We start from the raw sequence: 12,695 nt of genomic DNA, 5'->3' as shown, positions 1-12,695 counted from the left end.
CATTTTTTCTTTTCTCCTTTATAATACGAGTATAGATTTCCAAATTATAAAACTTAATTTCTAAATAGGAAATAAGAGGTGGGGAAAATGAAAAAAATTGAAATTTTATCTCGATTGAAAAATGCTGGTGTGATTGCTGTAGTTCGTGGAAAAACGAGTGAAGAAGCACTGAATGCTTGTCATGCAATTATCAAAGGTGGCTTAACGGGCATCGAACTTACGTTTACCGTGCCACAAGCTGACCAAGTAATCAAAGAACTTTTAGCAACTTATCAAGAACGAGAAGAGATTGTCATTGGTGCTGGAACAGTGTTAGATGCGGTTACTGCTCGTTTAGCAATTTTAGCTGGTGCAGAATATATTGTGAGCCCATGTTTTGATAAAGAAACAGCAGAGCTATGTAATTTGTACCAAGTACCTTATTTACCAGGTTGTATGACGATTGATGAAATCAAAACAGCACTGAAGAGTGGGGTTGATATTGTGAAATTATTTCCTGGCAGTGCATTTGGTCCAAGTATTGTTTCCGCATTCAAAGCACCTATGCCACAAGTCAACATTATGCCAACTGGTGGTGTAAGCTTGGAAAATATGCAGGATTGGTTTGATGCAGGTGTGGTAACTGTTGGTGTGGGTGGTAATTTACTTGCGCCGGCTGCTACAGGTGATTTTGAGAAAGTGACAGAAGTAGCTAAGCAGTACGCGGCGAAAATGAAAGAAATCGCGGGGTAATTCATGATGGGAAAAGTGGTAACTCTTGGAGAAATCATGTTGCGGTTATCTACAACTCAAGGAACGCGTATCATTAAAAGTGAGCAGTTCAGAGCTGATTATGGTGGCGGTGAAGCTAATGTCGCTATTTCATTAGCAAACTATGGACATGAAACTATTTTTGCTAGTAAAGTTCCGACTCATGCATTAGGCGATGCAGTTCAGAAACATCTTCAAAGTTATGGGGTGTCAACTAATTACTTGTTACGCGGTGGTAAGCGATTAGGGACATATTACATGGAGGCTGGGGTTGGAGAACGAGCGGCCTCAGTAATCTATGATCGAGCAGGTTCCAGCTTTGCGACAATGACGGAAATCGAATGGTCATTAGAAAATTTATTTGAAGGCGTTGACATCTTTCATGTTTCTGGAATCACACCTGCTTTGTCTAGCGAATGGCAGCAGATGACAAAAAAATTGATGGAAGCTGCGAAAGAATCAGGCTGTTTGATTAGTTTTGACATCAATTATCGCGGAAAACTATGGACACAAGCAGAAGCAAGCCGAGTAATCAAGCAATTGTTACCTTTAGTAGACATTTGTTCAGCTGGAGAAATGGATGCGCTTTACTTGTTGGGAGTAGATAAAGCACCAGAAGAAGAAACAGAATCCCTGATTTATTATTATCAAAAAATGCAAGAGAAATTTCCTATGATTAAAGCATTCTATTCAACCAAAAGAAAAGTTTATTCAGCTAGCGCAAATCAATTAGTGGGAACCTTATGGATGGATGAAACTTATTTTGAATCACAAGTTCATGAAATCGAACCGATCGTTGATCGTGTTGGAGGTGGTGATGCTTTTGCTGGCGGAATACTACATGGTATGTTAACGGACATGCCGCCGCAGGAAATAATCAACTTTGCGACAGCTGCGTCCGCGTTAAAACATACGGTTCATGGTGATTGCAATCAATTCAGTCAAGAAGAAGTCACACAATTTTTAACCTGTGGCTCTGGGAAAATTATACGATAGGGAGAGTATTTATTATGCAAGAAATGAAAACACGTTATACACATAGTCCGGAAGATATCCGTCATTATTCAACTGAACAATTAAGAACTGAATTTTTAGTTGAAAAAGTATTTGTTCCTGGAGAAATTCGTTTAACTTATACTCACAACGATCGCATGATCTTTGGCGGAGTGACGCCTACAACAACTACTTTAGAAGTCAAATTAGATAAAGAACTCGGCGTTGACTATTTCTTAGAACGTCGTGAACTAGGTGTCATCAATATTGGTGGTCCAGGTTTTATTGAAATTGATGGACAAAAAGAACCAATGCAAAAACAAGATGGCTACTATATTGGGAAAGAAACGAAAGAAGTGATTTTTTCTTCAGAAGATGCGGAAAACCCAGCAAAATTTTATTTGAGTAGCGCACCAGCCCACCATAAATATCCAAATGTAAAAATTAGTATCGACCAAATCAAGCCAATGGAAACTGGTGAAGGTGTTACCTTGAATGAACGAAAAATTTATCAGTACATTCACCCAAATGTTTGCGAAAGTTGTCAACTTCAAATGGGTTATACAATTTTAGAGCCAGGTAGTGCTTGGAATACCATGCCTTGTCATACGCATGAACGTCGAATGGAAGCTTATGTTTATTTTGATTATGCAAATGAAGACACGCGTGTATTCCATATGATGGGTAAACCAGATGAAACAAAACATTTAGTGGTTGCGAATGAACAAGCAATCATTTCACCAAGTTGGTCAATCCATTCAGGTGTTGGTACAAGTAATTATTCATTTATTTGGGCAATGTGTGGCGAAAATATCACTTATACGGACATGGATATGGTTCAAATGGATCAATTAAAATAAACCAATATAAAGGAGAATCATTATGGATTTTACAATGGATAATTTTCGATTAGATGGAAAAGTTGCACTTGTTACAGGTGCAGTTTATGGGATTGGTTTTGAAATTGCCCGTTCATTAGCATCTGCAGGCGCAACAATCGTTTTTAATAATTTGACGCAAGAATCTGTCGATGAAGGAATCAAACACTATCAAGAAGCTGGTATTGAAGCAAAAGGATATGTTTGTGATGTGACGGATGAAGAAGCTGTTCAAGCGATGACTAAGCAAATCAAAGAAGAGGTTGGCTCGGTAGATATTTTGGTGAACAATGCCGGAATCATCAAACGGACACCAATGATCGAAATGAGTGCTGCTGATTTCCGTCAAGTCATTGATGTTGATTTGAATGCACCATTTATCGTAGCAAAGGCCGTTATCCCAGATATGATTGAAAAGGGTGGCGGAAAAATTATCAATATTTGTTCGATGATGAGTGAGTTAGGTCGTGAAACAGTTAGTGCCTATGCTGCTGCAAAAGGCGGCTTGAAGATGCTAACAAAGAACATTGCTTCTGAGTATGGACAATACAACATTCAATGTAATGGCATTGGCCCTGGATATATTGCGACGCCACAAACAGCACCTCTGAGAGAGCAACAAGAAAATGGTGAACGCCATCCGTTCGATCAATTTATCGTAGGAAGAACACCAGCTGCGCGTTGGGGTGAACCAAGTGATTTAGCTGGACCAGCAATTTTCCTTGCTTCAGGTGCTTCAGATTTTGTTAATGGACACATCCTGTATGTTGATGGCGGTATTTTGGCATACATTGGAAAGCAACCATAGGAAAATAGTCGTGAGATAAAAGAGTATTTCCTTCAATATAAACAAAAAAGTGACTGGGACATTAATCAAAATGATTATGTCCCAGTCACTTTTTTTAGCAACAGTTAGTTTCGTCTGCCATATTTTACTAAGGATATTTCTCTGGCTTCACACCAATCTTTAACAGCACCAGAAAAAATAAGTGATTGATATTTTAACTCATTTGTTGTTCTAGCACCAACTAAAGTATAGAGCAAACGTAGTTCTTCTTGCCATTGTTTAATCAATAAAATCGTTTCTTCTACGCCATGATTCATTAGATGTGTTAAAACTGTACCAGAAGTACCAACGGCTTGAGCCCCTAAGCAAAGAGCTTTGAAAATATCATAGGCAGAACGTATACCACCAGATGCAAGGATATCAACAGTGGCATTTGCTTCATGTGCTTCGAGTAATGAGGTGACGGTTGATTGTCCCCAATCAGCAAGATAAGTTAATTCACGCTTTTCTCGGCGCGCATTTTCAATCTGAGTAAAGCTAGTCCCACCACGTCCACTGACATCAATTGTTTTGACGCCAATTTGTGCAAGTTGCTCAATTGTTTCACGTGTCATGCCAAAACCGACTTCTTTTACGATTAAAGGTACAGCAATTGTTTGTTGGATTTCTTGAATCAATTCCAACCAGTTTGAAAAATCACGGTCACCTTCAGGCATAACTAACTCTTGTGGGGCGTTGAGATGAATTTGTAAAGCATCTGCATGGAACAATTGAATAGCTTCTTGGGCTTTTTCAACAGAAGTTCCAGCACCGATATTAGCAAGAATCTTTCCTTCAGGGTATTCTTCACGCATCACGGTATAACTGTCAGCTAAGCTGGAATCTTTCAAAGCAGCACTCACTGAACCTGTTGCGATCATCAAATCAGTTTCGCGTGCAACAATTGCAAGGTCACGATTGATTTTTTTTGTTTTTTCACTGCCACCAGTGATAGCGTTGATATAAAACGGACTGGTCAACGTAAAGCCAGCAACAGTCGTCGATAAGTCGACATCAGTTGTTGCTAGCTGGGGCAACGCATTATGAATGAGGTGAACAGCGTCAAATTCATTTTTTTGCTTATTGTGAAAAGCCTTGGCTAATGAAACATGTTCGTCTTTTCGATTCATGATTGATCCTTTCTGCGATAACTATAAACATGAAGTGGAAGTGGTGTGATTTCTGCATTTTCCCATGCACTCATGAGAGGTAAGATGCCGGATTTTTGATCCACGATCACGATTCCACAATCACCACCGCCAGCACCAGAAGACTTAGCGGCTCCTTCATATTCTTCTGCTAAGTTACACAATTCATTTAACGCAGGTGTTTCGATGACCACACCGGTAACGGTAGATAGGTTGCGTAGCAATTGGCGATTTTGCCGAATTTGTTTTTGAATCAGAGCCACATCATCTTGTTTGAATCCTTGAATCATTTGATTGACACAATTTTCACTATTTCTAAGAAATGTTTCGTAAGCCGTTTTTTTATCTTCTCGTGAACGATGGACTTGGTCAACTAAATCAGAAGTAGAAGCTGGACTACCTGTCCAACCAATAAGCAATCGTAAATCTTTTGGTGCCTCAAGGGGCTCAATCGAAAGTCCTGGCCAATCCATTGCAAGTAACTCACTAATTGTCTGCTGTTTTTCTTGTTGCTGAACCCAACGATGATCAAAAGTAGAAAAAGCAATCCAACCACCATAACAACTAGCGGCAATATCTCCGCAAGAACCGTTGTCTTGAACAGCTAGATTTGCTAAAGCAGCAATTTTGAAAATTTCTAACTGGCTTAGGTGCAAATCATAAAAAATATTTAATGCTTTAACAGTTGCGACCGTAACAGCACCGCTTGAACCAAGACCATATTTTCGGCCATTTGAACTATCTAGCTCGCTGGTTACCTTCAAGTCATAAAAAGAAAGCAAACTATTTTTTTCTTGTGCGTATTTTTCAGTTAACCGAATTGCTGCCAGAATGTAATGAAATGGATTTTCTCGAATATCTAAAACTAATTCACCATTTCTTCTAGTCCAACGAATCGGCATCTCACTATATTGTGCAGACTGGATACTTCCCACTTTTCTAGCCGCTTCGACTGTTACCGTGACAAATTGGTCAACCGCCACGATGATGGCAGGGTGCCCAGTTTCTACAACTGCATATTCACCAGCAATGTAAAGCTTTCCTGGTGCAGATACTTCAATCATAAAAATCTCCCTTTACTTGATAATCGTAATTCCAGAACCTGCTTGGGCTGAAACTACTTGTTTTTCACTAAATAAATGATTACAAGCTGTTTTAACTGCAGCTAAATGTTTTTTCTCGACTAAAATTTTTACATTTGGTCCAGCATCCATTGTAAAGTAACACGGAACGCCTTGCTTTCTCAAATCCCGGACTGCTTGCATTGCTTTTAAACTATCAGGAGACCAGTAAGTAAACGGTGGGTTCGCTGCTAGTGTAGTGCCATGCATCTTTAATGCGTTTCGTTCCATTGTTTCCCCTAAAGATTGAAAATTTTTGTCAGTAATGGCTTGCTTTAACTGCGCTAAATCTGCATCTAGGGAGTCAAGCCAGCCTTGATAAAAGCTTGAAGTTTCAACTGTGCGACGCATGCCATCACGACTAGAAACGTCTTTTTGCTGATCGTTTAGTAATAAAAAGACCATGGCTAAATCATCTTCAAAATGATCGGAAGGGATTTGCTTTGCGTAGGAGGTAAAATCGTCAACCCCTTTTTCCCATTCCACAAATCCGCCGTAAATACTACGACACGCTGAACCAGAGCCCCGACGAGCTAATCGAGATAATCCTGCGTTATCTAAGCCTAATTGAAGTGCCTCATTACAAGCACCAGCTAATGCAGCTAAGCCACTTGCGGAGGAAGCAAGTCCAGCAGCTGTAGGAACAAAATTTTGACTGATAACTTGCGCATTGAGCGTTGTTTGGCCTTTTTCTCGTACAAGATCAAGAAAAGTGCTGATTTTTTTCGTTGCTTTTTCGTCTTGTTGCTCACCATCCAAATAAAATTCATCCTTAGTAAAAGTATCAGAGAAGATGACTTCTGTTTCGGTGTAAAAAGCATCTAGTGTAAGAGATAAACTATTATTCATTGGTAAAATGAATTCCTCATCTTTTTTCCCCCAATACTTGATGAGTGCAATATTCGTGTAAGCACGAGCTTTTCCTTTAAACATGGGTATGTACTCCTAATCCTTGAATCCAAGTAGCTACAGCACCGGCATCTTCCAGAGCTGTACAAATCGCTTGGGCTTCTGTTTTTGTTTTGGCAAGAGCGAGCATACAACCACCGCGTCCGCCTCCAGTTAATTTCGCTCCTAGAGCACCAGCATCTAACGCTGTTTCAATCAATAGGTCTAGAAAATGATTACTGATTGTTAATTCTCTCAATGTAACTTGTGCCTGATTCATGACTTGCGCTAAATTTTCGGGATTGTTTTGGATGATTGCTTGTTTTGCTTTTTGTGTGAGTTGTCCTAATTGTTGAATTTTTTGTCCAGTCTTGTGTGAGTCTTTTTCAAATAAATGAGCGACGTCTTTAACAGCTTCCCGCGTTTGTCCTTTGATCCCAGTATCAGCAACAATCAAAAAAGCATCCAAGTTGATTGTGAAATACTCGAAAGGTTGCCCTTTGATAAAATAGATTGGGTTATGACTACTTGTAGCGGCAGCATCGATTCCACTTGGGTTGCCATGAGCAATTTTTTCAGAAATCTGAACATAGCTTAACAATGTTTCATGTGCTAGTGAAAGTGAAAGATAATCATAAAAGGCGCGTGTGATTGCTACTGCAACAGCAGCGCTAGAACCCATTCCGCGTTCAGCAGGAATGGTACTTTCAATGGTGAGGCTGACTGATTCCTTGACACCATGATCCTGTTTTAAATGTGTGACTAAAGCTTTGATATTTTTGAGTGCTTGTGGTGCATGAATCAACTTTCCTACATAATAGGCTGAAAACAATTGATCTTGGGTAACATCTTCAGTTAACGTTTCAAATTGTGCAGTGACTTTCGTTGCATAAAATGGAAAGGCAATTGCTGGTTCGCCGTATACAACGGCATGTTCACCCATCAAGATAATTTTTCCGCTTGATTCCCCTTGGCCATAGTTTGCCATAACTTAACTCCTTTTCCTCACATAACAGTAACTTTTAGACAAAAAATAAAGCGCCCTAAATAGTTGCGCTACTCAACGAGAATTTGGTTTGATGATGTGAAAAAAAGCAAACCAAAAATCATTTCCTCCCTATTTTACTAAATCCGCTCAATAAGTAAAACCAAGAATGCGTTTTCTGTCAAAAAATCACTGTTTTCTTAAGAATTTTTTTGAGTTTTTTTTCGAAGGGCGTTCAATAAATTCCATTTGACACTACTAGATATTGGGGGTATATTTAGAAAGATTGAAAAACACATACAATATTTAGTAATGAAGTGAGTTGGAGGTAAATGAGCGTGATCGTTTTAGCTGGTACAATTGGTGCAGGAAAGTCAAGTTTAACAGAAATGATAGCTGAAGAATTTAATAGTCAGGCTTTTTATGAATCAATTGATGATAATGAAGTGTTACCTTTGTTTTATGCTAACCCTGAGCAATATGCTTTTTTATTACAAATTTATTTTTTAAATAAACGTTTTGCAAGTATTAAACAAGCAATGAAAGATGATAACAACGTTTTGGACCGTTCAATCTATGAAGATTCTTTATTATTCCATTTGAATGCAGATTTAGGAAGAGCGACAGAAACAGAAGTGCGTGTCTATGATGAATTACTAGAAAATATGATGGAAGAGCTACCTTATGCAGCCCACAAAAAAAATCCTGATTTACTGATTCATATTCGAGTTTCTTTTGATACAATGTTGGAACGAATCGAGAAACGTGGTCGTTCATATGAGCAATTATCTTTTGACCCATCGTTATATGATTATTATCAAGAATTGAATCGTCGTTATGATCAATGGTACGAAAACTACAATGAAAGTCCTAAAATTCAAATTGATGGAGATCGCTACAATTTTGTCGAAGATCCACAAGCAAAAGATGAAGTGGTCCGAATCGTGAAAGAAAAATTAGCTGAAATCCGTCAAGAACAATTTGTATATTAAATAAAAACTATTCAAGCAATGGCTTTTACCTTGTTTGAATAGTTTTTTTCTTTATACTGTTAAGAGAAAGTGTTATGAGGAGGTCAATAATGAGTAATAAACGTTTTTTTAATTCTGACCAAAATTTTTGGCTAAATATTCAACGTGACAATGTTATTGGTGTTAAAAACTTAAAAGAAGAGTATAAATTAAGCGACGAGATGCTAACTTACTCTCTCGATAAAAACGAACGCGCACGGGTAGAATATGATGTGCTTGATGAGGCAATGCTTCTTGTCTACAATGTTCCTCACCAAAGGAAAAGTGAAAATCATTATGAAACAACACCGATGGCCTTTATTTTGAAAGAGAACGGTATTTTTACATTTACTACAGAAAATACTGGTTATGTAGTACGTCTAATGGAATCATTGCTACAACGCACACCTAACATGAGTGTATATAGCTTGCTATTTCAAACTTTATTTTTGATTTCAGATTCCTTTTTCCCATTAGTTGAAGAAGTGAATAGCGAGCGACAACGCTTAAATCAAAAGTTACGAGAAAAAACAAGTAATCAAAACTTATTGCAATTATCTGACTTAGAAATCGGACTAGTTTATTTAGTCACAGGGACAAAACAAAATGCTGTGTTGATTGAGCAGATAAAAGCTTTAGCTATTTATCGTAAAATGTCTGAAGGCGAAAAGGAACAATTGGATGACGCATTGATTGAAGCCAAGCAGGCAGTCGAGATGACGAATCTGGCATCACAAATTTTAGACCAGTTATCTGGAACTTATAATAACTTGTTGAATAACAACCTAAATGACACGATGAAATTCTTAACTGTCTGGTCATTATTGTTGACCGTTCCGACGATCGTCACTGGTTTTTTTGGAATGAACTTACAGTTACCATTTACTCACTCTGTGTTTGGTTGGGGAATTGCGCTGGTCATCAGTCTGATTTTATCCGTTTGGATGTTAGTTGCTTTATGGCGTCGAATTAAATAAATTATTCTTCAATGATAAGTCCCAAGCTAGCTGCGATGACTAAAGCTTGTTCTTGGTCGACTGATAAACCAGAGAGATTTTCTAGAGAAAGTGCAATTTTAGTAAAGTCATTTGTTCTAAAATCCAATGCTTTTAGAGGTGTACGGAACCAATTAGATCCTGTGAGCTGATTGTTGAGCAGGGATAAGTTTTTCCATCGAACTTCATAAAATTCGGTGTCTTCTAGTTGACAGTCAGAAAAGCGGACAGTTTTCAAATTCGTGTTGCTGAAAGTGGCCATCGAAGCTAAACATTCATTGAATGAGCAATCACGAAGATAGCCTTCCGCAAAATTTGTTCCGGTTAACTTGCATTGTTGAAAAGTTACTTGGTGAAAACTGGCACCAATCCATTCTAAATTGGAAAAATCACAGTGGTCGAAAATGACATTGCTACATTCAAAACTTTCCAAAATAGTTTTTTGCATGGTTAATTTTTGAATGTGGCTGTCTCTTATAATCAAATTTTTTGCGGATAAATAACTTTGGTCGCTATCTTTGACTAAAAGATTTGAAAAGAGTTCTTCATCTTCTAAATAAAAGTCGCCTTCCTCTAGGTGAGATAAGATAGGTGCAATAGGATCATTCTTTTTCATAGGTTGCCTCCAAATTATTTTCTTATCTTAAAGATAAATAAAATAAAGAGAAAATGCTAGGATATCTTTTTAAAATAGGTCCTTTATTTTAGATAAAGAGTTGACATGTTCAAGTAAATTTGATAAACTGGTGAAGTTGAGAAATAAAAGCAGAAGCACGCGCTTCTCGCCTTAGTTGATATAGTCACTGGGCTAGATAGTTTTCGCCGATTCTTTAGGTGGATTATGCGCGGGTTCTGATAAAAAGAACTCGTTTTTTTATTACCGAAAATTCGGTAAGCTTTTCTTTCTCTCATAATATTTGGAGGTGAATGACCATAGCAAAGGATATGATGGTTAACGACGGCATTCGTGCACGAGAATTACGATTGATCGGTTCAGAAGGCGAGCAGTTAGGTGTTAAAACAAAAGCAGAAGCATTACAGATTGCTGAACAAGCAAACTTGGATCTTGTGTTAGTTGCCCCAGGTGCGAAACCACCAGTTGCGCGAATCATGGATTACGGGAAATTCCGTTTTGAACAACAGAAAAAAGACCGTGAAGCGCGTAAAAAACAAAAAGTGATCAATGTTAAAGAGGTACGTTTAAGTCCGACAATTGACGTAAATGACTTCAATACAAAACTTCGTAATGCACGTAAGTTCTTAGAAAAAGGCGATAAAGTGAAAGCTTCTATCCGTTTTAAAGGCCGTGCCATTACCCATAAAGAGATTGGTCAAAAAGTCTTAAATCGCTTAGCTGAAGAAACTGCTGATATTGCAACAGTGGAACAAAAAGCGAAAATGGACGGACGCAGCATGTTCTTGACGCTGGCACCGAAAAACGACAGTAAGTAATTTGAATGACTAACTGATTGTTGAACAGTCAATGGTCGGATAACGAAAGATTTTGAGGAGGAAATATAGTCATGCCAAAACAAAAAACACACCGCGGATCAGCAAAACGATTCAAACGTACTGGTAAAGGCGGATTGAAACGTTACCGCGCGTTTACAAGTCACCGTTTCCACGGCAAAACAAAAAAACAACGCCGTCAATTGCGTAAAGCACGTATGGTTGCTAGTGGCGATTTTAAACGTATCCGTCAACAACTAGCAAAAATGAAATAAGCAACGCAAATTTAGAAAAATTTCAATGAGAAGATTTATTTTTAGGAGGAATTAAACATGGCACGTGTTAAAGGTGGAACAGTAACTCGTAAACGTCGTAAAAAAATGCTAAAATTAGCAAAAGGTTACTACGGTTCAAAACACACTTTATTTAAAACAGCAAAAGAACAAGTAATGAATTCATATAACTACGCATATCGCGATCGTCGTCAAAAGAAACGCGACTTCCGCAAATTATGGATTGCTCGTATCAACGCAGCAGCTCGTATGAATGGCTTAAGCTACTCAAAATTAATGCACGGTTTGAAATTGGCTGAAATCGACATCAACCGTAAAATGTTAGCTGACCTTGCTGTTAACGATGCAGCAGCTTTTACTGCATTAGCTGACCAAGCAAAAGATTCATTAAACAAATAAGCTTATAAACGTTGATTTATCAACGTTAAAACCCGCTCATTCGAGCGGGTTTTTTGTTTGACCCAAAGTTTGACCCACATGTTTACCATTTGCCATAAAATTATCAAAGAGTGAGGCTGTTTCATCTTTTCCTTCTTGTGTAACATGGATATAGGTATTCATTGTTGTCTTAATATTGGTATGTCTTAATCGATCTTGTGCTTGCTTCATATCTGCACCTGCCTCAAAAAGTAAAGAAGCATGGGTATGACGAAATCCATGAACCGTACTTTTTTTCATGTTTGGATGATGTTGGTAAAAAACTTGAAGCCAAGTGAGTGGTGTCCTTGAGTACAAAAGGGAGTTATCTTCATCTTGGCTAAAAACTAATTGATCAATAGAAGCGATATGCCCGAATCTTTTCAAGATATTATTTTGTTGAGCGCGCCATTCTTTTAAAGCATTAATGACAGTATCATCAATGCTAATAGTACCGTTGCTTGCTTTTGTTTTTGGTCGTTGGATAAGTCGAACACCATTCTTACCAGAAGCCAATGTTTTATTAATTGTAATTGTTTTTCTCTTAAAATCAATATCACGCCAAGTCAGAGATAACGCTTCGCCTTTTCTAAGTCCTGTATAGGCTAACAGCAAGAACAGCGTGTAGCGTTTAGGTTGATCAACTTTTTTGTATGCCGCTAAAAAGTCCAATAATTCTTCTCTCGAATAGAAATTCTTCTTTGCTCTTTCGTCATCAAACACTACTGGAATAATGATACGATCCAAAGGATTTTTTTTTATTTCATCAAGTGTTTCAGCATATTTGAAGACCATCCCAGCATAATTTAAATATTGTTTGAATCGTTTTGGATGCTCACGTGACCAACTATTCGCCAATTTTTGACAAAATGTGACAGAAACATTATCGATTTTTAGATTTCCCAAAGCAACGTTACTCCAAAAAATATTTCGTAGGGTGTT

Annotated in this window: 15 protein-coding genes and 1 other annotated feature; of the genes, 9 read left to right on the top strand and 6 right to left on the bottom strand. The window is 38.0% G+C overall.

Annotated features, from left to right (window positions below):
* Window positions 1-87 precede the first annotated feature (87 nt).
* From RV17_RS05410 to RV17_RS05395, 4 genes are read left to right on the top strand one after another with little or no spacing between them, the layout of a single operon-like run.
* Complete coding sequence (locus RV17_RS05410; RefSeq protein ID WP_067483320.1) at window positions 88-732, top strand: bifunctional 4-hydroxy-2-oxoglutarate aldolase/2-dehydro-3-deoxy-phosphogluconate aldolase; 645 nt, start codon at window positions 88-90, stop codon at window positions 730-732.
* Between the two features lie 6 nt (window positions 733-738).
* Complete coding sequence (locus RV17_RS05405; RefSeq protein ID WP_067483318.1) at window positions 739-1,746, top strand: sugar kinase; 1,008 nt, start codon at window positions 739-741, stop codon at window positions 1,744-1,746.
* Window positions 1,747-1,760: 14 nt separating this feature from the next.
* The gene (gene kduI, locus RV17_RS05400) at window positions 1,761-2,603 is read left to right on the top strand and encodes a 5-dehydro-4-deoxy-D-glucuronate isomerase (RefSeq protein WP_071868716.1); all 843 of its coding nucleotides are present in this window, start codon (window positions 1,761-1,763) and stop codon (window positions 2,601-2,603) included.
* A 22-nt stretch (window positions 2,604-2,625) separates the two neighbouring features.
* The gene (locus tag RV17_RS05395; RefSeq protein ID WP_067483314.1) at window positions 2,626-3,429 is read left to right on the top strand and encodes a gluconate 5-dehydrogenase; all 804 of its coding nucleotides are present in this window, start codon (window positions 2,626-2,628) and stop codon (window positions 3,427-3,429) included.
* 104 nt (window positions 3,430-3,533) lie between these two features.
* Here RV17_RS05395 and fni read toward each other — a convergent pair whose 3' ends face one another.
* Genes fni through mvk form a run of 4 tightly spaced genes read right to left on the bottom strand, consistent with a single transcriptional unit; the run spans window position 3,534 to window position 7,592 of the window.
* A complete protein-coding gene (gene fni / locus RV17_RS05390; RefSeq protein WP_071868715.1) occupies window positions 3,534-4,577 on the bottom strand; it encodes a type 2 isopentenyl-diphosphate Delta-isomerase in 1,044 nt (347 codons plus the stop codon).
* Entirely contained in the window at window positions 4,574-5,659 is a 1,086-nt protein-coding gene (locus RV17_RS05385; RefSeq protein WP_067483309.1) for a phosphomevalonate kinase, read from the bottom strand. The genes fni and RV17_RS05385 overlap by 4 nt, the downstream gene beginning before the upstream one ends.
* 12 nt (window positions 5,660-5,671) lie before the next feature.
* Window positions 5,672-6,649, bottom strand: coding sequence for a diphosphomevalonate decarboxylase (gene mvaD, locus RV17_RS05380; protein WP_067483307.1), 978 nt, complete (start codon window positions 6,647-6,649; stop codon window positions 5,672-5,674).
* Window positions 6,642-7,592: a mevalonate kinase gene (gene mvk, locus RV17_RS05375; RefSeq protein ID WP_071868714.1), complete on the bottom strand. Its 951-nt coding sequence runs from the start codon at window positions 7,590-7,592 to the stop codon at window positions 6,642-6,644. Before mvk ends, mvaD begins: the two co-directional genes overlap by 8 nt.
* A 329-nt stretch (window positions 7,593-7,921) precedes the next feature.
* On the opposite strand from mvk, the gene RV17_RS05370 reads away from it, so the two are divergent.
* Both RV17_RS05370 and RV17_RS05365 read left to right on the top strand, forming a co-directional pair.
* Window positions 7,922-8,581: a deoxynucleoside kinase gene (locus RV17_RS05370; RefSeq protein ID WP_172843715.1), complete on the top strand. Its 660-nt coding sequence runs from the start codon at window positions 7,922-7,924 to the stop codon at window positions 8,579-8,581.
* Between the two features lie 89 nt (window positions 8,582-8,670).
* Window positions 8,671-9,576 carry a magnesium transporter CorA family protein gene (locus RV17_RS05365; RefSeq protein WP_067483303.1) on the top strand — a complete coding sequence of 302 codons (906 nt, stop codon included), beginning with the start codon at window positions 8,671-8,673 and terminating at the stop codon, window positions 9,574-9,576.
* A gap of 1 nt (window position 9,577) precedes the next feature.
* Here RV17_RS05365 and RV17_RS05360 read toward each other — a convergent pair whose 3' ends face one another.
* The gene (locus RV17_RS05360) at window positions 9,578-10,210 is read right to left on the bottom strand and encodes a pentapeptide repeat-containing protein (protein WP_071868713.1); all 633 of its coding nucleotides are present in this window, start codon (window positions 10,208-10,210) and stop codon (window positions 9,578-9,580) included.
* 141 nt (window positions 10,211-10,351) lie between these two features.
* Window positions 10,352-10,478: a sequence feature (ribosomal protein L20 leader region), on the top strand.
* 43 nt (window positions 10,479-10,521) lie between these two features.
* Here RV17_RS05360 and infC point away from each other — a divergent pair.
* From infC to rplT, 3 genes are all read left to right on the top strand, one after another.
* Window positions 10,522-11,046 (top strand): translation initiation factor IF-3, encoded by a 525-nt coding sequence (gene infC / locus RV17_RS05355; protein ID WP_067483298.1) that lies wholly within the window; start codon window positions 10,522-10,524, stop codon window positions 11,044-11,046.
* Window positions 11,047-11,117: 71 nt separating this feature from the next.
* On the top strand, window positions 11,118-11,318 hold the full coding sequence (rpmI, locus tag RV17_RS05350) for a 50S ribosomal protein L35 (RefSeq protein ID WP_067483297.1): 201 nt from the start codon (window positions 11,118-11,120) through the stop codon (window positions 11,316-11,318).
* Between the two features lie 57 nt (window positions 11,319-11,375).
* Window positions 11,376-11,735, top strand: a complete 360-nt coding sequence (gene rplT, locus RV17_RS05345; protein WP_071868712.1) for a 50S ribosomal protein L20 — start codon at window positions 11,376-11,378, stop codon at window positions 11,733-11,735.
* A gap of 36 nt (window positions 11,736-11,771) precedes the next feature.
* On the opposite strand, the gene RV17_RS05340 is transcribed toward rplT, so the two are convergent.
* Window positions 11,772-12,695, bottom strand: a 924-nt coding sequence (locus RV17_RS05340; RefSeq protein ID WP_071868711.1) for a site-specific integrase, incomplete at its 5' end; no start/stop codon positions are given.

Source organism: Enterococcus thailandicus, from assembly GCF_001886265.1.
GTDB lineage: Bacteria > Bacillota > Bacilli > Lactobacillales > Enterococcaceae > Enterococcus_B > Enterococcus_B thailandicus.
This window is presented reverse-complemented; position numbering and strand designations above follow the sequence as displayed.